Annotated in this window: 15 protein-coding genes; 12 read left to right on the top strand and 3 right to left on the bottom strand. The window is 53.8% G+C overall.

Translation table 11 applies throughout. The annotated features are described in order from the left end of the window. Nucleotides 1–53: 53 nt before the first annotated feature. Both BUB55_RS08630 and BUB55_RS08625 read right to left on the bottom strand, forming a co-directional pair. Entirely contained in the window at nucleotides 54–1,292 is a 1,239-nt protein-coding gene (locus tag BUB55_RS08630; protein ID WP_073190007.1) for a lamin tail domain-containing protein, read from the bottom strand. Between the two features lie 71 nt (nucleotides 1,293–1,363). After that, nucleotides 1,364–1,855 (bottom strand): peptide chain release factor family protein, encoded by a 492-nt coding sequence (locus tag BUB55_RS08625; RefSeq protein WP_073190005.1) that lies wholly within the window; start codon nucleotides 1,853–1,855, stop codon nucleotides 1,364–1,366. Here BUB55_RS08625 and BUB55_RS08620 point away from each other — a divergent pair. The 4 genes from BUB55_RS08620 to BUB55_RS08605 are packed head-to-tail and all read left to right on the top strand — an operon-like array spanning nucleotide 1,850 to nucleotide 8,422. Next, a complete protein-coding gene (locus BUB55_RS08620; protein WP_073190004.1) occupies nucleotides 1,850–2,575 on the top strand; it encodes a hypothetical protein in 726 nt (241 codons plus the stop codon). The genes BUB55_RS08625 and BUB55_RS08620 overlap by 6 nt on opposite strands. Before the next feature lie 41 nt (nucleotides 2,576–2,616). Then, nucleotides 2,617–3,465 (top strand): hypothetical protein, encoded by an 849-nt coding sequence (locus tag BUB55_RS08615; RefSeq protein ID WP_143152980.1) that lies wholly within the window; start codon nucleotides 2,617–2,619, stop codon nucleotides 3,463–3,465. A gap of 58 nt (nucleotides 3,466–3,523) precedes the next feature. Continuing rightward, on the top strand, nucleotides 3,524–7,567 hold the full coding sequence (locus tag BUB55_RS08610) for a C25 family cysteine peptidase (protein WP_234971874.1): 4,044 nt from the start codon (nucleotides 3,524–3,526) through the stop codon (nucleotides 7,565–7,567). A gap of 3 nt (nucleotides 7,568–7,570) precedes the next feature. After that, nucleotides 7,571–8,422 carry a hypothetical protein gene (locus tag BUB55_RS08605; RefSeq protein ID WP_073189998.1) on the top strand — a complete coding sequence of 284 codons (852 nt, stop codon included), beginning with the start codon at nucleotides 7,571–7,573 and terminating at the stop codon, nucleotides 8,420–8,422. A 24-nt stretch (nucleotides 8,423–8,446) separates the two neighbouring features. Here BUB55_RS08605 and BUB55_RS08600 read toward each other — a convergent pair whose 3' ends face one another. Further along, nucleotides 8,447–9,328: a YicC/YloC family endoribonuclease gene (locus BUB55_RS08600; RefSeq protein ID WP_073189997.1), complete on the bottom strand. Its 882-nt coding sequence runs from the start codon at nucleotides 9,326–9,328 to the stop codon at nucleotides 8,447–8,449. Nucleotides 9,329–9,536: 208 nt separating this feature from the next. Between BUB55_RS08600 and BUB55_RS14225 the strand changes: the two genes are divergently transcribed. The 8 genes from BUB55_RS14225 (at nucleotide 9,537) to BUB55_RS08565 (ending at nucleotide 19,775) form a co-directional block, all read left to right on the top strand. Continuing rightward, nucleotides 9,537–9,677, top strand: coding sequence for a hypothetical protein (locus tag BUB55_RS14225; protein WP_159431952.1), 141 nt, complete (start codon nucleotides 9,537–9,539; stop codon nucleotides 9,675–9,677). A gap of 21 nt (nucleotides 9,678–9,698) precedes the next feature. After that, a complete protein-coding gene (locus BUB55_RS08595; protein ID WP_073189995.1) occupies nucleotides 9,699–11,942 on the top strand; it encodes a T9SS type A sorting domain-containing protein in 2,244 nt (747 codons plus the stop codon). 128 nt (nucleotides 11,943–12,070) lie between these two features. After that, the gene (locus BUB55_RS08590) at nucleotides 12,071–13,903 is read left to right on the top strand and encodes a pectate lyase family protein (RefSeq protein WP_234971873.1); all 1,833 of its coding nucleotides are present in this window, start codon (nucleotides 12,071–12,073) and stop codon (nucleotides 13,901–13,903) included. A 209-nt stretch (nucleotides 13,904–14,112) separates the two neighbouring features. Then, nucleotides 14,113–15,729, top strand: a complete 1,617-nt coding sequence (locus tag BUB55_RS08585) for a cellulase family glycosylhydrolase (protein WP_073190082.1) — start codon at nucleotides 14,113–14,115, stop codon at nucleotides 15,727–15,729. Between the two features lie 188 nt (nucleotides 15,730–15,917). Next, on the top strand, nucleotides 15,918–16,754 hold the full coding sequence (locus BUB55_RS08580; RefSeq protein ID WP_073189993.1) for a TIGR02147 family protein: 837 nt from the start codon (nucleotides 15,918–15,920) through the stop codon (nucleotides 16,752–16,754). Further along, nucleotides 16,747–18,270 carry a LamG-like jellyroll fold domain-containing protein gene (locus BUB55_RS08575; protein WP_073189992.1) on the top strand — a complete coding sequence of 508 codons (1,524 nt, stop codon included), beginning with the start codon at nucleotides 16,747–16,749 and terminating at the stop codon, nucleotides 18,268–18,270. Before BUB55_RS08580 ends, BUB55_RS08575 begins: the two co-directional genes overlap by 8 nt. Beyond that, entirely contained in the window at nucleotides 18,267–18,773 is a 507-nt protein-coding gene (locus tag BUB55_RS08570; RefSeq protein ID WP_073189990.1) for a PAS domain-containing protein, read from the top strand. The genes BUB55_RS08575 and BUB55_RS08570 overlap by 4 nt, the downstream gene beginning before the upstream one ends. An 84-nt stretch (nucleotides 18,774–18,857) precedes the next feature. Beyond that, complete coding sequence (locus BUB55_RS08565; protein ID WP_159431951.1) at nucleotides 18,858–19,775, top strand: TraB/GumN family protein; 918 nt, start codon at nucleotides 18,858–18,860, stop codon at nucleotides 19,773–19,775. Nucleotides 19,776–19,962 lie beyond the last annotated feature (187 nt).

Here is a 19,962-nt window from a genome sequence, read left to right as displayed (position 1 = left end):
GTCAAAAAAAGGAAAGCGCCAGACGGCGCTTTTTTGTTTTTAGTGGGAGGTGATTATTCACAAAAATCAAGCGCCCCCGGGTTTGGCGTACCCAGGCACCAGCTGTCGGAATTGTTGCGGTTTTCCCATTGTTCCATATTGAGCTGCGCGCTTGACCCGTACTTGCTCGACCCCAAGGCGGGGACGAAGGTGTTCCCCAGGGAGTCGGCGTCGCTGGAATAGTACAGCGAGTCCAGTATGGAGCCGTTGCACTGGATGACGACGGATCCTTTGGAATTGCCAAGACTGCCCCATTTTTCGGTGAGTCTGTATTTTTCGGGAGTCTTGAACGAGGAGTCGCCAAAGACAACGATCTCGCCCGGCAGGATTTGCGGGAGGGTGATGCCCCATGCCTTGGATGCGATGGAAGTGGTGCCAAGAGTGCAGTTCTTGAGGTCGAGCGTGTCTAAACTTCCGTTGTAGACTTCGATGAATTCGTACTGGCAGGAATCGTTTGCGATGGGCGCGGCAAAGACTTCGCTGATGACGACGTCGCCGTACTTGGGGGTGCGCCTGTTGGCGGGGAGGGCAAGCGTGAACTCCATGCCGACTTCCTTTCCTAGCGCAAAGCCGATGCTGAGCTTTGCCCGCAGGGAATGGATCTTTAATTCGGGCACAGGGCTAGCTTCGTCGAGGTGGATGGAATCGGAAGCCTGGTAGATGGCGGCTCCGCTGCTGTCTAGTAGCTTCAAGTCCAAAGCGTAATCACTGTTGAGCGGGAGCATGCCGCTCTTTAAAACGGCGGTGGACCCGGCGATCTCCATGGGGTAGGTGAACTTCTTTTTGCCGTCGTCTAGCGAAAGCTCGCCCGAGGCGATGCCTGTCGGGTTGCCGAACCCGAGCGGAATCTCGATGTAGACGAAACCTTTGATGGCGTGCATCTGGATTTGGAGATCTGCGGTTTCGCCCGCCTTGAGCGCGGCGGAGAGTTCGCCCGTCTGCATGAGTTCCCCATTGGCGTAGAGCTTTGCCTTGAACGTCCAGTGTTCATGCGGGAACAGGTCCATTTCGAGGTAAGGGCTTGCAGGGTCCGCCACATAGTGGAGCGTATCGGCGCCGTGGCAGTCCACGACAAGGCTGTCAATGAGCGGCGTGATTCGGTAGCTTATTTGGAGCGAGACATTCGATAAATCGCCGCTGATTTCGCTGTTGCCGGGTTCGTTGGAACTTTCGCCTCCGCAGTGGATGGCGGTGAGGGCGCAAAGAGAGAGGGCTGCTGCGGGCAGCCAGTGTGTTTTACGGTAAGGACTCATAATACCTCCTATGGTTTTTGGGTGTCCTTACCTATAAAACGGATTTTTGCGGGAAATTGTTCCTTTTTTATTTAAAGTTTTAAGCGGTTCTTTCCGCCGGCGACGCGCTGCCCCTGCAGCTTCTCGGCACAGGCCTTGTCTTGGCGCAATATTTTGACGAGGGCGCTGGGGCTGAGCCCGAACGACTGCGCGGCTGCCTTAGTATCGCCGCCCTTTGTTGCCATGATGTCGAATACGTGTGCCACAAAAAGCGGAAAGAGGGCGTTGCTCGGCTGGATGTGCCCGTTGCTCCCGGGGAAGGGGATCTCGTTTGCGGGAGGCGTTTCGCGCACCTTGAGGGCGAGGGCCATCTGCATGCGGTGCAGCGCATGGGTCTTATTTTCTTTGGCGCTCCTGCCTTCGCACGATTTGATTTCTAAATTGTATTCCCGTAAGGTGAGCCACACTCCGGTGTTGGTCTTGTTGCGGTGTTGACCGCCGGGGCCGCTGCCCTGGAATCCCTTGGCATTGCAAGCGGAGAGCAGTTCATCTAGAGACATTCTTAAATAGGTATCGCGATGCATGCTTTGAAAAATAAAATTGTTTTGCCCCTTTTGACGGCGCTGACCTTGGGTTTGGCCGCCTGTGCCGGATCTGCGGCGACTCCCCAAGAGGAGGCGGTTACACAGAATGCACAGCAAAAAAATGCCCAGGTGCTGGAACGGGCGATGGATAAGCAGGCTGCTTTGGAGCAAATGTTCGCTAATTTTTTGAATGCGGTCCGCACCGGGGTTAGCGCCGACACGCTCTACGACTATTACTTGACGGATACTTCGAGGTATTGGCTCGATACCCTGGAGAACCACGCGCGCGTGTACGATGCCGCGGCTCTCGACACTTGCAAGTTCTATGAAGTGTACAGCATCATCATGTACCGCCTGTATGAGCGCGAACACCTGTGGGAAAGCGAAAACGACAAGATGCTTTTTATGATTTTGAGCAAGAGCGGCATGCTCAGCCGTTTCACCAAGCTCAAGCTCGGCCCCATGAAGGTGAAGAACGACCGCGGGAGCATTGGCCTTGCCAAGAGCCCCGACGTCCCCATCATGATTTTTGAATGGGACGACCAGATGTGGAAACTGAACCTGCCCGAGACGGTCCCGCTGATTACCAAGGGCATTGAATCCATTGCGGTCAAAAAAGACTGGACGAACCGCAAGCTGGCGCTTTACTGGATCGAGAAGGAGTACCACATGACCTACTCCAGGCTTGACGACTCCCTCTTGGAACCGATTGGTTTTTAATGCGGGCGGGTATTAAGCAAATCCTTTTTTTGGCGGTCGCCATGATGGCGGCTGTCGCTTTCGCCGCACCTATGGGGAAGGCAGGCAAAACGGCGTCGTTGAAAGCCAAGCTTTACGGCGCTGTGGATTCCAAGGCGAAATTTAGTGGCGAACGCATGTTCGCCGTACTGGACTCGGTGGGCGGGACCGGCACCTGGATGGAATGGGACGTGAACGGAGTCCGCGACCCGTCGGTGATGGACGCCTTGGACCCGCTCCTCAAGCAAAAGAACAAGCCCGAGATGGTTTGGGTGCTTTCGGAACGCGCAAAGCCTTTGATGGCAGTGCTTTTGCCCAAGGGAAGTGGCGAGGTTATCGTGTTTTATGAACTTTCCGCGCTCGATGCGAAACCCGTCCCGCTTTCGATGAACAAGGTGCTTACGCCCGACGTGGTGTTCCGAGACTACAAGCAGGTGGGCGAGGGCGAGTTTGTGCATTTGGACAAGCCTAGCCTCAAGATTTCGGCAAACGAGAAACGCATCCGTTTTACCTATAGCAAGCCCGACGACACGCCCCTCCGTTTTGACCCGGATTACGCGAAAAAGGATTTTATCGAAAAACGCAGTGAACTCCGCGACTACATGGATTTTTTGCGTTACGAGTACTCCCTGATGTTGCGAGCGTTTGTGCAGTCCACGCGCGGCATGTTCAATTGGCAGCCGTGGCACTGGTACATGGGCGAGTGGAATTCCAAGGCGTTTATCTCTGAAAAGGAGCTGGAGGCTATCCTCGTTCGTGGGATCAAGCCCGACATGTTCACCGTATTCAAGATGAAGGCGCAAGGAGGCGAGCTCATCGAGATGCGGACTAGCGGAAACGGATTCTCGGAGATGACGATTACTACTCCGTAACACACTTTTTTTATAGTTTATGGCTGTGAGCAAAGCATATAGAATCATTTTATTGTGTTTGTGGAGCGTTGTCACGTCTCTGGCGGCGACTGTTGTCGAGGATACCAAGAACAGGTTCGTTTTGAGTGACGAGGTCATGGACACGAACGTCTACCCCTGTATGGACCAGGAGGGGAGTTCTGTTTCTGGATTCGCCTTTAGTCCCGAGAATGTTGCCTACGAGGACGGGAATGCGATGCCTTTCCGCGTTTATCGTGTGGCGGTGCCGAACAAGCAGGTTCCCTCCGTATCGGTCTCCAACGTAAAGTCGGTTCCCTTCAAGAAGAATTTTTGCAAGGATTCCCCTATCCGCTTTGGCGGGGTGACGGTCTCGGCTCCGTTCCTCAGGGACGGACTTTGGGTGGTCGATGTGAAGGTCCCGCTGTACGAGAAGGCGGGCGGTTCCTTTACCATGCGCAAGAGCTTTAAGCTGCGGGTCGATTTCGCGACGGCGGCGCCCGGGGTGAACCCCGGCAAGCGTGCGCTCTCCCGCGTGTTGAACCCCAAGGCTGCCGCACGCTTCGGCGTGTCGCAAGACGCCAGGCGCAAGTCGTTACGCCGCGCCGCCTCAGATCTCTCGTCGGTGACGTTCCTTGCACAGATTGTGGTGGGCGACAAGAATGTGGCCACCATGAGTGAAGACGGCTTTTACGCGGTGGACTTTGAGTCCATCAACAAATCGCTCGTTCCGTATAACCGTCAGGGCGAACTCTACGGCATCCCGGTCGAGAATATTCGTGTTTACGGGGCATCCCCCGACACACTCGCGGATATGGGACCGGGGGCGGAACTGCGCTCCCCGAGCCAGCTTTTTGAAATCCCCATCGAGGTGCGTGACAACAATGCCAATGGCATATTTGACAAAGGCGACGTGCTCTACTTTGTGGGCTACGGCAATGGCTTTTGGAAACGCTGCGACTCGGAAGATTCCGCTTTTGTGAACGGCAAGATGGATTATTTCCATTCGTATTCTCCGTATTCGTACTACCAGTATTTCCTGTTTGGGTGGTCGAACCAGGGGAAGGGGCTCCGGCTTTCGGATAAACTCAAGTCGCCCGCTGCGGCAGGCAAGAAAGTTGACTGGATGCGCTATGTGCGCGCCGAAAAGGACAGCTACCTTCGCGATACGTACTACGGGAAGGCCCTGGAATGGGAGGCGACAACAGGCAAGGAATGGTTCTGGATGTGGCACAGCCGTTTCGACAGCACCGAAGTCACGGACATGGAACTCTCTATGCCGCAAACCAAGGACTTGACCGGGGTGGTGGATGGCGGAAAACAGTATGTGGCTGTTTCGTATTATCCGTATCGTTCCATTTATACCGACAAAGCCGAAAAACCTAACGATCAAGTGAAAAAGCGTTCATTCTCTGGCGAAAACTATACCTCTAGGATGAACGGAATACATTTTGATTTTACCGTAAACCAAGAAAAGTTGAATTCCTCCAAAAGGGTTTTGCTCCCCGGTGGAAATTTTATGCTCGAGACTTCGAACTTGAGGGCGAACGGCAACACTTATGGATTGACAATGCTCCCCAATGATTTCCAGTACGATCGTTTTGACGGCTATACGTTGGCGTACCAGTGGACACCGGTGGTGGACTCTGCGGAATGGCTCTTGCCTGGAAAGGTCTCCGGCGTTATCGAGATTCCTGTTGGGACTGCGTCTGACCTTCGTGTGATGAAGTTTCGCAATATGGAACCTGTTGGGCTTCTCGAGATTGTGAACGGTGTTGCCAAAGATAGCGTTTTGGCGGACGACGACAACCGTTACTTGGCATACAGGGAAGGCGCGAAGCATGCCCCGTTCAAGGTGGAGGGGATTCCTGCGGCTATGAATGGTGCGCTTTCGGACATTTCAAAGATTAACTCTCAAACGGAGTACTTGATTATTGCGCCGAACGAATTCATGGCCTCGGCATTGACGCTGGGGAAGTTCCGTTCCGACGGCTCGGCGATTTCGACCATCCCGACCACGGTTGTGTCGGTCGAGGACATCTACAGGAGGTACACGGGAGGGAGACTTTCTCCCGTGGCGATTCGCAACTACATAGCCTACGCTCGCGATGTTTGCCCTTCGTTAAAGTATGTACTGCTTGCCGGCTCAGGCCACTACGATTACCGCGGCATTAACCCCAAACTGGGCAAGAACTATATTCCTCCGTTTGAGAAGGAAGACGCTGTGACGGAAGATTTCTTTGCCGCCCTTGATTCTGGTGAAGTGGTCCGCTATGGCAATTATGACCTGGACCTTGCTGTGGGGCGTATCCCAGTTTCGTCGGTAGAGGAATTTTCGGATTATATTCAAAAAGCCAAAGATTACGAGGAAGTCGGCACGTTTGATCATGGTGCGTGGCGTTCCAACTTGTTGTTGTCTGCAGATGATGCCGACAACGGAGGCTCTCTTGATGTAACGAAGCATTCCTATTTGCAAGAACAGGTCGCTTTGGCTATTGATAGTTTGTACGAAAAAACGAAGTTCAAGTACAATCTAAAAAAAGTCTATTTGATAACATACCCGTCTGATGCTGCCGGGCAAAAGAAGGAAGCCGCCAACGATTTTATTGACGCCTTGAATCAAGGGTCGTTGATGACGAGTTATTTTGGTCATGGCTCCAAGACAGATTGGGCTGCTGAGGGACTTCTCAAGCCAAGCTATATTTCTCGACTCTCGAATAAAAAACGTTACACCATCCTTAATTCGTTCTCGTGTACGGTAGGACGTTTTGACGAGGGGCAGGTCCGTTCTCTTTCGGAAGAATTTTTGCTAGCCAAAGGTGTTGGCTCCATTGCTTCGGTAGGCGCTGCGCGCGAAACGTTTGCCTCATATAACCAGGTAATGGGCAGGGGCTTTATGGTGAATTCCCTTGGCGAAAGCGGGGCTCGCATTGGGGATGCTTTGGTAAAAGCCAAGAATACGGTGGTCTCTGGGTATTCGGAACAGCGCTACAACAACGAACATTACCTCCTGTTGGGCGAACCGGTGATTCAGATGATGAATCCGTCTATCAAGATTTCGTTCGATCAGTCGCTCGATACCATCAAGGGGCTGGACAACATGAAAATCAGCGGTTCCGTGGAAGGTCTGCAAAACGGAATTATCAACATTTCTATTAACGAGGGAAATTTCCTCCGTCGCCTACCGACCTTTGTGGAAAAGGATTCCATTGATGTGTCTTTTTACGGCACTTTGATTTATTCGCAGGAAGTTCCTGTGAGGGGTGGTCGCTTTGAAACGAACTTCATTACTCCACGCAAGATCAACTATGGGGATACCGCCGCCGAGTTGAACGCATGGGTTTATTCTTCGGACATCCGCGATATTGGTGCCACGGCCAGGAGGGGAATTGCCATTTCGGGAATCTCCAGCTATGCAGATTCTATTAATGACGTGACGCCTCCGACAATTGAAATCCAGTCGTGCTACTCCAATGGTGTGCCGACTTCTTTTGCAGACAATCAAAAAATCCAGCTGCAGTCTCCCGCCTGCCTGCAAATTGTAATCCAGGATTCTACGGCACTGGATTTCCGCGAACAGGCCGATGAAGGCATTTCGGTCGAGGTTTTTGGACATGAGGACCCGTTCCACCCGAATCCTTTCATTGAACAAACTTCAAACCGGGTCATGTTCCGCAAGACGTTCTCGCCAGAAGCCTATCCCGAAGGAGTCTATCAGTTTAGTGTGCGGGCTCAGGACGTGTTGGGCAATATGGTCTCGAAGACTTTGTATTTGGACATTACGGGCGAGATGAAGACAGGCCTTGCCGATGTGTTCAATATGCCGAACCCGTTGGGCAAGAAGGGGACCACGTTCTATTTCAAGAACCTGGCTGTCGACCGCAATTCACGGGTGGATATCTTTATCTACAACCAGAACGGCCGCCTGGTCAAGGTCATCAAGAATGCAGTTTCCGGTGTAACGCACTGGAACGGGCGTGATAACCATGGTCGACTTTTGGCCAATGGGCTGTACCATTACGTTGTTCGCAGCGAAGTGGAAGCGACTGAAGTTTCTAAGAAGAAAACATTTACCAAAAAGCAAAAGCTTTTGATTTCGAGGTAGTTTATGGATTTGAGAGAAAAACCGAGGAAGGTGCAGAAGTGCTTGGAACTTTCGCTCCGTTTCCGATTGATTTCTGTGGTTTTGATGGTTGTTTTGACGGTGATGTTCCTTGCAACGAGCTGGCAAGCGCTCGTGACGCTTCCGTTGGGAGCTTCCGAGGCCCTGGGCATGTGGCTCGCCGAAGCCGAGGGCGCAGAAACGGCATGGGCTTCTGCGCAGTATTTGGGCGTGTCGGCGATCGCCATGGTGGTTTTGTTCTTTGCTTTTGGTGGTATGCGTAGCGGCATTGGCGGGATTGTCGCCCTGTTGCTCTTTATGGGGTCCCTCCTGTTTTTGGGCGGTGCCGAGGGGATGGCGCAAATCTTTTTTGCCGTGTTTGCCGTGCTGGCGCTGATTCTCCTTTTTGCCGCCAAGTGGAGCGTGGCTTGTGTGCTGTTCCCGTTTGCATTGGCGTGGCTGTTGCTCACCGGTTTTGTGGGCTGGTTCCCGCTGTGGCAGGGCGATTCTTGGCTTGTTTGGGCGGTGCTCTCGGCGGCGGGTTTCTCGAGCGTGGTGGCGTTCGCCCTGGCCGCAGGCAAGGAACTGGGCGAGGGGGCTCCCCGTGCCGGCGCCATGGTGAAGGCGGGCAAAAAGATGACCCTTCCGGTATTGATTTCGAGCTTGCTCGCCCTGGCCGCGTTAACCTTTGACATGGGGCAGACCGGCGCCAAGCAAATTGCGGGTGCGGCAATCCTTTGGGTTGCCTATGCGGTTTGGTTCTTCGTTGTTGCCTTTGGCACCATGAGCTTTGCCCCGTGGGACAAGCTCCGCGCAGGCTCCCGCCGCGTGCAAATGAAGGACAAGAAGAAGAAATAGATAGGGGTGGGCGCGACGCTCGCCTTATGCGATGTTTAGCGATTGCTCGCGGATGCACTCGATTTCGTTCTTGAGCTCGATGGCAAGCGCCGCGATGTCGGCGCTCTGGCACTTGGTGCCGAGCGTGTTCGCCTCGCGGCCCATCTCCTGAAGGATAAACCCGAGGTTCTTCCCCTGCGCGCCGCCCTTCTTGAGCGCATCCAAAAACAGCTTGTTGTGGCTGTGGAATCGCGTAATCTCTTCGTGGATGTCCAACTTGTCGGCCATGATGCAGGCTTCTTGCAACAGGCGCACGTCGTTGATTTCGGTATCCTTCATCAGGGCGTCCACGCGTTCCTTGAACTTGACCTTCCACATTTCGATTCTCTGCGGGTCCAGAACTTCGATTTTGGCGAGTACGTCTTCCAGGTGGGCGACTCGCTTCGTGAGGTCGGCTGCGAGGTTCGCACCTTCCTTTTCACGCATGGCGATGACCCCGTCCAAGGCCTTGTCCAGTTCTGCCTTCAGGAACTTTTCCCACGCGTCATTGTCGGCGCCGGCATCGGTAAACTGCAGTACTTCGGGGATCGCGAGGATATGCTCGAGCTTGATTTCGCCCGCGATGCCGTACTTGGCCTGCATGGCCTTGGTGATTTCCACGAACTTGCTCACCGCCGTTTCGTTATAGCATACGGGGATGTTCCCGACAGATCCTTCACCGAGCGTGATGGAGAGGTTCACCGAGCCACGGGCGAGCTTTTCCTTGATTTGCGCCTTGAAGTCGTTTTCGAGGTAGGCGAAGTTCTTCGGGATTTTTGCTGCAATTTCAAGAAAACGGCTGTTCACGCTGCGCACTTCGATAACGCAGGTGGTTCCGTTCAGGGTGGATTCGCTTTTGCCGAACCCGGTCATGGAAATGATGGACATAGTGCCTATTACTCGCTTTATTTTTGGGGAGAACATAGAAAAAAAAGCGTGTTTGAAGGTCAATTTAAGGCTCAAAATTAGCTGAAATGTGCGTTTTTATACGCTTTCGGTTTTTTTTGAAGTAAAGATAAAAAAAGGGGGGAATATTTATTTATATTAATCCCGAACCGATTGTTTGTTTTTTTTTACAAATCTGCGGAGGACCCTTATGCGCCACCTTTCTGCCGCCATGGCTCTCTCTTTCATGGCAAGTTCTACCTTTGCCGCTATAATCGTTGACTTCAACGAGAACAACAACTACAAGACCGAGAGCGCAAAACTCGAGGATGATCAGGATTCCTGGTCTTAGTGGACTAAGGAAAACGGCGTATTGAAGACGACCATCAAGGGCGACAAGTTCTCGTCGGCGATTGTTGTGCCGCCTCCCGATTGCGATGCGGGCTACCAGAAGCTTGTGGTAAGCTACACCAGCAATTGCGGTGATGGCAACAATATCGCCGCATACGGCTACGATTCTTATTTCCCGACCGATCCCTGGTACGAGATTGGCTCGTTCAAGAGCGGGCAGGAAGTCAGTGTGCAATGTGATGCCTTTACCAAGATTGCGCTCCAGGCCCAGACATCCTCCGCAAGCGAATGCACCGTGACCCTCAAGTCCATCTTCATCGGCATGCAGAGCGAAATCCTTGTTGCCGGTGCGACCGTGCCGAACATGTCCGATTACAAGAAATCCGGCGACAGCATCTCGCTTTCGATTCCCTTCAAGGCACGGCTCGACAGCATCGTTCCCTCCTTTAGCGGCTACTTCGGGAGCGTGAGCCCGTCTACGGCCCAGGACTTTACCGAAGGACCCGTCACCTACACGTTCACCGCCAAGTCGGGCTCCGAGAAGCAGACAATCGTGCTCTCTATCGCGAAACTGCCGGGCGACACCAACGCCTATGCTTCGTCTTTTATCGGTTTTTGCTCGAAGCCGGACATTGTTACGGCCAAAAAAACATATTCGGACTCTCCAGCCGAACAACTGACTCCGTCTGTTTTGGCCAAGCAGGGCGTCCTTTGCAGCGAAGGGACAAAGGTGACGCACCCCAAGGGAGACGGGGATACGGGTACCGTGCTAATCGACCTGTACAAGTGGACGCCGGACTCCATCAAGACCAAAATGTATGGGCGCTGGAATATGGACGAGACCATTGTGGGCTTCTTGCCGTCGCCACGTGCTACACAAAAATGGTATTACAAAGGCAAGGAGATGGATAGCGTGAGTTTGTCCAAGACGGCCCTTGACCTTGAAAATACGGTGCTGCAATTAACCGCGGAGAACAAGAAACCCGTCCATTATTACAAGTTCAAGTTCAACGGCGTTGAACCCGAGAATATTGTGTACGACATGGTCTTGATAGACACCCTCAAGTCGGATTACTTCTATCCGAGGACCATATATGACCCGAAGACCCCGAGCGATACGGGTTCCATCATCTATGACCTCCCGTACAATTCCACCGTGGCGCCCAAACTGTTTGTTTGCGGTACGGGCGACTCGTACTACATGAATTCGTTTAAGAAATGCGATAACACCTTCCAAGTCTCCGATTCTTCCGTTGTTTCGGTCCATGGTGCCTTGAAAGGGTCTTCTGGCATGTACGTGACTTTGACCAACGGCTACGACAAGAGGCTCTACGCCATCACGCTCAACAAGCAGACAAAGGCTTGGCCCATGTTCGATGTTGCGGGTGTGTATGTGAACGATCATTCCCAGGGACGCCACTATTCGTATATCATGGCCGAGCCTGGGGATACAAAGCTCAAGTTTACTGTCCGGACAATGGCGAAGGTGGTCAATTCCTATGACGATGATTTTGGAATCGTGCCTGTGAGCACGAATCCATTTATGCAATATGGTTCCGTATTTGAGTCAGACAACCTTTGGGACACCGGCAGCAAAATCAAGATAACGGCCTTTAACGAGGACAACCAAAAGAGAATCTTGAGTGCTACGATGCAGACCAATTCCGAAAAGTCGGTTGCCGAGCTGCGCGGACTCTTTATACAGTTTGGGCCCACCAAGTTACCCGGAACCATCGACCAGGAAAAGAAGTTTGTCCAGGTGGATTTGCCGTTCGAGATGAACCTGAAACGCGCCTCGTTCACATGGGCTGGGCCTCACGGCTCCTATTGCGAAGAGTACGAGCAGAACGAGTTCTACGACTTGAGCGACACCATCAACTTTGTCATCCACTCCGCCGACAGCACAAAGAGCGCCACATATAAGGTGGTCTTTGTCTACAACCCCGATGCCTTCAAGCCCGAGGTGGATACGACAAAGAAAGATACGACGGTCAAGGATTCCACGGGCAAGAAGGAAGCCATCCCATTGGTGTTTAAAAACCCGGATGCCTCCGTGCGCCTTGTGGGCAACACTTTGCAGTACGAGGGCGACATAGCCGACGTACGTAGCCTCTCTATTTTTGACGCCCAGGGCCACCGTGTCTATGCGCAGGCGGGTCTCAAAAGCGCCTCCCTGGATGTACGCTTTATGAATCGCGGAGTTTACATTGTCAGGGCGGAGACGAAACGCGGGCTTGTGACGGCACGGATTGCCAAACGCAAATAGTTTTTACACGTTTTTTTGAACTGGGGCGTTGTCCATAGACTACGGAATGGGCGGCGCCCTTTTGCTATATAGCTTTTCTTATATATATTTATACCCAGAGTGTTGGCTTTTTATGCCACGGAGGTTTTATGGGTTTGTTTGGAAAGGTGCTTGGCACAGTGTTTGGAATGGGCGCGCTCGCCGTTTTTGCCGAGCCGCTCGCATTCCCTGAGGCTTTGGGCTTTGGCGCCCAGGTTACAGGCGGCCGCGCGGGAAAGGTCTACCACGTCACCAACTTGAACGATTCGGGTGAAGGCAGCTTTCGCGATGCGGTGAGCAGCGGCAACCGCATCGTCGTCTTTGACGTGGGCGGCATCATCAACATCAAGACGGCGGTTTCCATCAAGAGCAACATCACCATCGCAGGGCAGACCGCCCCAGGCGAGGGGATAGCAATTCACGGGGGCAAGCTCTCCACGGGCAAGCAGTCGAATGTGATTATCCGCTATCTGCGAATCCGCCCAGGCGAGAACACCGCCTCCGAAAAAGACGATGCCCTCAACCTCTACGACTCCAAGAACATCATTGTGGACCATTGCTCGGTGGAACTTGCCCCGTGGAACAACTTTGGCGGGAGTTCCGACAACGCCGACTACCGAGTCACCGGCATTACGGTGCAGAACTCGCTGATAGCGAACCCCATCGGCCAACAATTTGGCGCGCACATCGAATCGGTAGATGGCACTTGGGCGTGGTACTACAATGCCTTCGTGAATACGCATAACCGAAATCCGCTCGACAAGATCAACGATGTGTTCGTGAACAACATCCTCTACAACTTCGAGGCAGGCTACACGACGCATACGAGCACGCACTTCAATCACGACATCGTGAACAATTACTTTGTCTATGGCCCGAAGGGGAGTAATCCGTGGTTCCAGGTAGACAAGAATCAGAGCATCTACGCGAGCGGCAATATGATCGATACGGACCGCGACGGAAAACTGAACGGCGGGCCTTCCAATATTTATTACTACCAGGGCGTGGGCGAGGAACTTGCAAAACCCTGGAGCGAACTTACGACGAATGGCCCGATGCTCAGTGCAGCAAGTGCGTGGCGCTACGTGACGTCGCAGAGCGGCGTGCTCCCGTACGACGACATCGATTCGCTGGTGTGGTACCAGGTGAATACGCTTGGAACGGCCGGTGCGCTCGTGAAGAGCGTGGGCGCGATGGGAATCAAGACCAACAACGGCTGGGGCGAAGTCCATGCGGGCGAAAAAGCCGCGGACGCCGATGGCGACGGCATGCCCGATTACTTCGAGTCTGCGATGGGTTACGCCCTCGACAAGGACGACGCGATGACCAAGGCTAGCGACGGCTACGCATACATCGAAAAATATATCAACTGGAAGGGCGCAATGCACATGCAGGTGCCGCAGGGCGCCTCCGCCGAGTTCGACTTGCGCAGCATTACCTTGGGTTTCCAGAGCGTTTCGCCGACGTATTCGCTGGTCGATGTGGGCGAGGGCACGGCCTCGGTGGACGGTGCCAAGGTCACCTTTACGCCGCGGGCGGGATTCAAGGGCCTCACGTTCTTCAAGTACACCGTGAAGGGGAACGACGGCTCCGAATATACCGGACGCGTTGAAGTCCTGGTGACGGCGGATTCAACAGCTTCGGGCGACGAGAGTGGCTCGGGTTCGGGTTCACCCTCGGGCGAAAACAACCCAGGCGACGGTGGATTGGGCGACGACAATCCGCAGACTTTCGCTCGCGGGCTGCCGTACGGAGCTTACTACGACTACAACCGCGGCATTCTCTTTGCGAACCGGGCAGGGGAGGCTCACATCTCGGTCTACAACCTGAACGGCAGACTCGTGCATTCCCAAACGCTCAAGGTCCATTTTGGGATAAACTCGTTGAACCTGAAAAACTCCCTCCCGCCTGCCAATTACACAGTCCAGGTTTGGATTAAATAACTGTACCGATAGAATCCCTCTGTTTTCCGCTGTGAACGAAATTCCTTTTCAAAAGGGCCCCTTTTTAAATAAAAAGGGGTATTTTTTTTGTAAAATCAAAAAAGGAACTCCATTCGCTCTTTTTATCCAAAAAAAACAGGCAAAACCGCCTTATTTTGCATTTTTTATGTATTTTTAGGCAGTAAAAAAAGGTGCAAATCGTTATGGGTATGAATTTTGCCAATGTCAAGCCGGGGTTCTTTGTACAGGATCGTTTTCTCTATACCAAGGACAACGAGAAGGTGGTGCTGCGCGGCATCAACCACATGTTCATCTGGACTGACCGCGAGGGCAAAACCATTCCCGAAATCGCAAAGACGGGCGCCAACTGCGTTCGCATTGTGTGGAACACCCGTGGCCGCGTGAGCGACCTTGACGGCATTATCGGGCTCTGCATCGCGAACAACATGATCCCGATTCCCGAAATCCACGACACCACGGGCAACTGGGAACGCCTTTCGGATGCCGTTGAATTTTGGCTTCGCGACGAGACCCTCCAGATGATAGCGAACCACCAGGAGTACCTCATCATCAACGTGGGTAACGAGCCTGGCTCGCAAGAGATGCCCTCCGACGAGTTCTTTAACACCTACAACATCATTGTGACCAAGATGCGCGCCGCGGGAATCCGCGTGCCCATCATGATTGATGCCGACAACTGGGGCCAAAGCGAAAAGAACCTGCTCGATGTGGGTCCGCTCCTTTTGCAGGCCGACCCCGAGCACAATCTGCTTTTCTCAATCCATATGTGGTGGCCTAGCGAACGCCACGATGCCGCTACGACGGGCTTTGCCACTGTCGCCGAGCGCGTGACCGCCTGCCTCGAAAAGTCCGTCGAACTCAACCTTCCGCTCATCGTGGGCGAGTTTGCGCCCGTGGCCGTGGGCGGCGCCAGGGAGATCCCGTACCGCCACATTATGAGCGAGTGCGAACGCCTGAGCATTGGTTGGCTCTGCTGGAGCTGGGGCCCGGGCAACTTCGATAGCCCCGACATGGACATGACGGAGCACGGCTCCTACAACACGCTTGTGGGCTGGGGCAAGGAAGTGTCGGTCGACAGCCCGCTCGGCATCCAGAACACGAGTGTCATTCCGAATTTTATCCAGAACAAGGATTTTACCACCGGCTCGCAGGGCAGCGGCTCCAACGTGATTTTGAACGGAGACTTTAGCGCCGAAAACCCGCTAGAGAGCTGGACCACCGATTTTTGGGGCGGCAAGGCGAGCGTGAGCGTCACAAACGGCGAAGTCCGCTTTGATATCAAGCAGGCGGGCAAGGAGACGTGGGGTCTGCAGTTCAAGCAACACATCTCTTTGCGCAACGGCGTGACCTACATCTTTAGTATGCGAGCCAAGGCTGACAAGCCCCGCACGCTCAATGTGAACATCAAGCGCGATTCCGATGTCTATACCCCGTACGCCAACGGCCGTATCTTGGACTTGAGCACCAGCTGGCAGAACTTCAGTTGGAAGTTCACCATGAAAGAAGAAACCGACATGGAGGCGCTGCTCATATTCGACATGGGCGGGTCGCCAATATCGTGGATGCTCTCCGACATCAGCATGGTGCAGGCGAGGAGCGTCGCGGACCGCTTGAACCGCACGTTCCAGCGCAACGTGCAAAAGAACTCCGGCTACTTTAATGCCCCCAATGGCCCGTGGGAACTTCGCCTTTACAATGTGAGCGGGGATCTCGAACAGGTCCTCGACAGCGGCAAGGGCGGCGAAGGCATGCGCCAGTATCCCAAGCTCGAGAAGGGTGGGATTATGGTCGTTAAGGAACTCTAGCCCCCAAATACCCTCCGGCATGTAATATTCCCGTGTGGTGTATCATTGGATTTTGCACCACTTGTATCTTGAAATTCTTCCAAAAACAAGCACCTGTGCATAAAAAATGACGATTTTAGTAGAAAATCAAACTTTTTGTATCATTTGTTATTGACTTTTGCTGAAAAACGATATATATTAAGAGTATCATGAAACCGGTAATGGAATATCAGAACTTTCGCCTTTTTATGCGCGACTTTTATGCCGAACGCAAACTCCGCTCGGGGTTTACGTGGCGTGACTTCGCCAAGGCGGCAGGGTATTCTTCGCCGGTGTTCCTCAAGCTGGTTTGCGACGGCAAGTCGAATCTGAGCGACGTGGGCGTGGAACGCGTAGCGTCTGCTATAGGACTGGTGGGTGTGGACCTGCAGTACTTCCGCGCCCTCGTCAATTTTAACCAAGAGAAGGACTCGTCCAAAAAGAAGGCAGCGTTCAAGGAAATGCGCGGCCTTGCCAAGGAGAACTCCATGGCGCTGGTGGGCGAGGATCAGTACGACTATTACGAATCGTGGGTAAACCCGGTGGTGCGCGAGATGGCGCCGCAACTCAAGGGGGTAACCCCGGCCAAGCTGGCGGATAACCTCGCTTTCGATACGCAGACCGCCGAGGTCAAGAAGGCGCTCGCCCTGCTCCAAAAGGTGGGGCTCCTCGGCAAGGATGCCCAGGGCAACTATGTACAGGCGCAAAAGTCCGTGACCACTGGCAACCTTGAGGTGGCGAGCCTCTCGGTACGCGAAATGCATCGCCAAATGGGCGAGCTCGCTGTGCGTGCCCTCGACGAGATCCCGGTGAAAGAACGCGACATCTCGGGCCTCACTATCGGCATTTCGGAGACCGCCTATTACCGCATTACGCAAGAGATCCAGGACTTCCGCCGCCGCGTGAGTTCCATTGTGATGGAAGATACCGACGAGAGCCGAGTATACCGTTTGAATGTTCAGCTCTTCCCGCTGACCAAGGAATTCAAGGGGGGCGAACATGAATAAGTTGTTTTTGAATCAGGTAGCCCCGTTTGCCATGGCCGGTGCCGTGGCGGTTGCGGCGGGCTTGTTGATGCTCGCCTGTTCCGAGGGTGGCCGCGAAGTGGGCGGTGGCGTGAGCGAAGAAGAGAATACGCTCGCCGGCATTCTGGTCGACGGCAACGGCGACGCCGTGGTGGGCGCCCGTATTTCTGCCCGTTATTTTAAAGTCGACACGGTCGTGCTTACCGATACCACCGACGAAGAGGGAAAGTTCGGCATGAAGCTTTCGCTCACGGGTCGCTACGGTTTGAGCGCCCAGACCGATTCCAGCGCGTTTTACCAGACGGTAGAATACGACGGTTCCGAAATTGAAGTTTCGGCGACGCTCGCCAAGGTGGGAAACATCAAGGGCATGTTCAACCTGCGTCCCGACACCAGTGCCGCTGGCGTCTCGGTCTACATCCCGGGCTCCAATTGGAAAGTCATGACTGGTGACGATGGCGAATTCAGCATCGAGAACGTGCCCACGGGCATTGTGCCTATAATCGCCAAGTCCCCGGATCCTATGCACTTTACCGACGTGGTATACATGGTCGAGGTGGGCGAGGATTCTGTCAACTTCATTGGCCCGCTTCCTAGGGAACTTTACGATTCCGACATGTTCAAGGAACAGATTGACAGCATCTCTGAAGTGGAAACCGAAATGCCTGTCGAGGATTTCCCCAAGGGGAGCGAGGGGAAAATGCCGGTTTATGCATATAAAGAGGTCTCCCTTGGCGTTGACAATGGTTCCATGGTCAGCGCCGTGCAGGACGCCAAAACGTTGCAGTTCCCTCTCTCCAGCGAGTACGGGCTCCGCAGCTGGTTCAGCATGGACTACCTCAACACGACGGTCAAGCCTGCAAGCGTCGGCGATGTGCGTGGCTGGACCGAGGGGCTGCTGGTTTACGGTGGCGCTACTCTCGGCGAAGGTGTCGAGAATTCCGCTCTCGTGCTCAAGGACGCAAACCAGTATGGCGTCATCGAGAATGACCGTGGACTCCTCGACAGCGCGACCGAATTCGTGTTCGAGGCCTGGGTCGAGATAGACAGCGTTTTGACGAATGATTCCGCCTACCGCAAAAACATCGTGGGCAAGCTCGGGTTCGGTTCCGACGCCGACCAGGACGTGTTCAGTTTCGCCTTGGTTAAAGACGAGTGCGGTGTAGAAGGGGAACCGGTATTCGCCTTCTTCTTCGCCGACGGTTTGGGAGACACGCTCTCTTGCAATAGCGCCGTGGTGTCGAAGCGTAAAGTGGAATTTGGGAAATGGGTGTACGTGACTGCGGTCTTTGACGGCAAACGCCTGAGCCTGTATTTGGACGGCGCTTTGGCCGCCACCAGGACCGTGGAAGTGGAAAAAATCGGTGTTTCTTCGGAGTCGATTTTCTTCGGCAAAGAAGCAATCAACCTAAAACTCGATGATGTACGGTTCGGCGTCAAGGCCCTTACGGCATCCGACGTGCAGTACCGCTACTATCTCAAGGGAGGTGCACAATGATTGACTTGAAAAACAACCTCGATATCGCCTGCTTCGAAGTCAACCAGCATGGCCGAATTATCTCGGGCAACCGTCGTTTTTGCCGCATGTTCGGCTACAGCGAAGCCGAAATCGTGTGGCACTACATCACCGACTTTTACCGTCACCGAGAGGAGTGGGAACTGTTCCGCAACTGCGACGACATGACGCAGCACCACTTTGTGGCACGCATGCGCAACCGCAAGGGGCGTAGCTTCAAGTGCGAAATCACCCGCGAAATATTGCAGGATGCCGAGGGGCACGTGACCTTCCGCAGTTACGTCTCCCGCATGGGCGAGACTAAGGTGCCCGAGATTCACGAAGAATCGACCCGCACTGTGGTGTTTATGACCAAATGCGCCCATTGCAATTGCCAGATGCGCGTGAACTCGCTCGCCGAGACCCGCATGCGCGTGCTTTGTGACGGTTGTGCCGCCAAGGCCTACCCGGAGGCGTTCAATTTGAAGGCGGCCGCCAACGTGTAGTCCGTCTGGTTCAAAGAAACTCATCATAGAACATCAAGCCGATGGTGCATGCTACTCACCATCGGCTTTTTTTATATTTACCGCATGACGAGACTGATATCAATTGTCGCGGGCCTTGCAATGCTGCTTTCGGCTTGTTCTTCAGACAGCGGGCATGTGGCGCGCAAGCATTTCCTCTGGAAAGTCTCAGATTCTAATTCCAGCGTATTCCTCCTCGGGAGCGTCCATTTCGCAGACCCGTCGTTCTATCCGCTCGATTCCGTCATCGAGAATGCGTTCAAGGCGTCTTCGCACCTGGCGGTAGAAGTCGACGTGAGCAACGATTCTGTTGTATCAGAAATCGCCACGCAGTCGCAGAAATTCGCGGCGCTGGAAGAGGGGAGGACACTCTCCGGGATTTTGCCGGACAACGTAAAGGGGCCGCTCGACAGTCTTTGCCGTTCATGGAACATCCCGTGCGAAAATTTGGACAAACTAAGGCCCTGGGCCGCTGCGATGACCATGCTGGCCGTCGGGATTCAATTCCTCGGGCTAGACGCGGAGCTTGGAATAGACGTCTACTTTTTGCAACAGGCGCATGCGCAGGGCAAGGGAATCATTGCGCTCGAGACCGTGGAAGAGCAAGTCGCAGCCCTTGCCGGGATGGGGGCAAACGATTCTGTTGGCATGTACTACCTGAAGAGTGTTCTCCATGAAATCGGGATTCTCGATTCGATGATTGCCGGATACATGGAAGCCTGGAAAGCGGGAGACGATTCGCTCTTTGCCGCGACAATGGAAATGGAGTTTTCGCTCGGCGACAAAACGGATTCACTGCTGGAACGCGAAATTGTTGAACGCATCTATTTTTCGCGGAACAGGAAAATGGCCGAATCAATCTCGGAATTCCTAAAGCAGGATAGCTGTGTCTTTATCGTTGTCGGCGCCGCTCACCTGGTAGGGAAGGAAGAGAGCGTTCTCGAACTTCTACGCCGCCGCGGATACACCGTCGAAAAGATGTAAAAAACACCCCGCCACTTTTGGTGACGGGGTGTTTTAATTGGTTGTCAACCGATTACAGGCTAATCAGACCTTCGGTGTCCTTGCTCATGGCGTCATAGAATGCGTAGCGGGCGTCCACTTCCTTCTGAAGGTCGTCAGCGAGCTTTCTAGCCACTTCCGGATTGTTACGGGTGAGCTGCTTGTAGCG

The sequence above is a fragment of the Fibrobacter sp. UWP2 genome, from assembly GCF_900141705.1.
Lineage (GTDB): Bacteria > Fibrobacterota > Fibrobacteria > Fibrobacterales > Fibrobacteraceae > Fibrobacter.
This window is presented reverse-complemented; position numbering and strand designations above follow the sequence as displayed.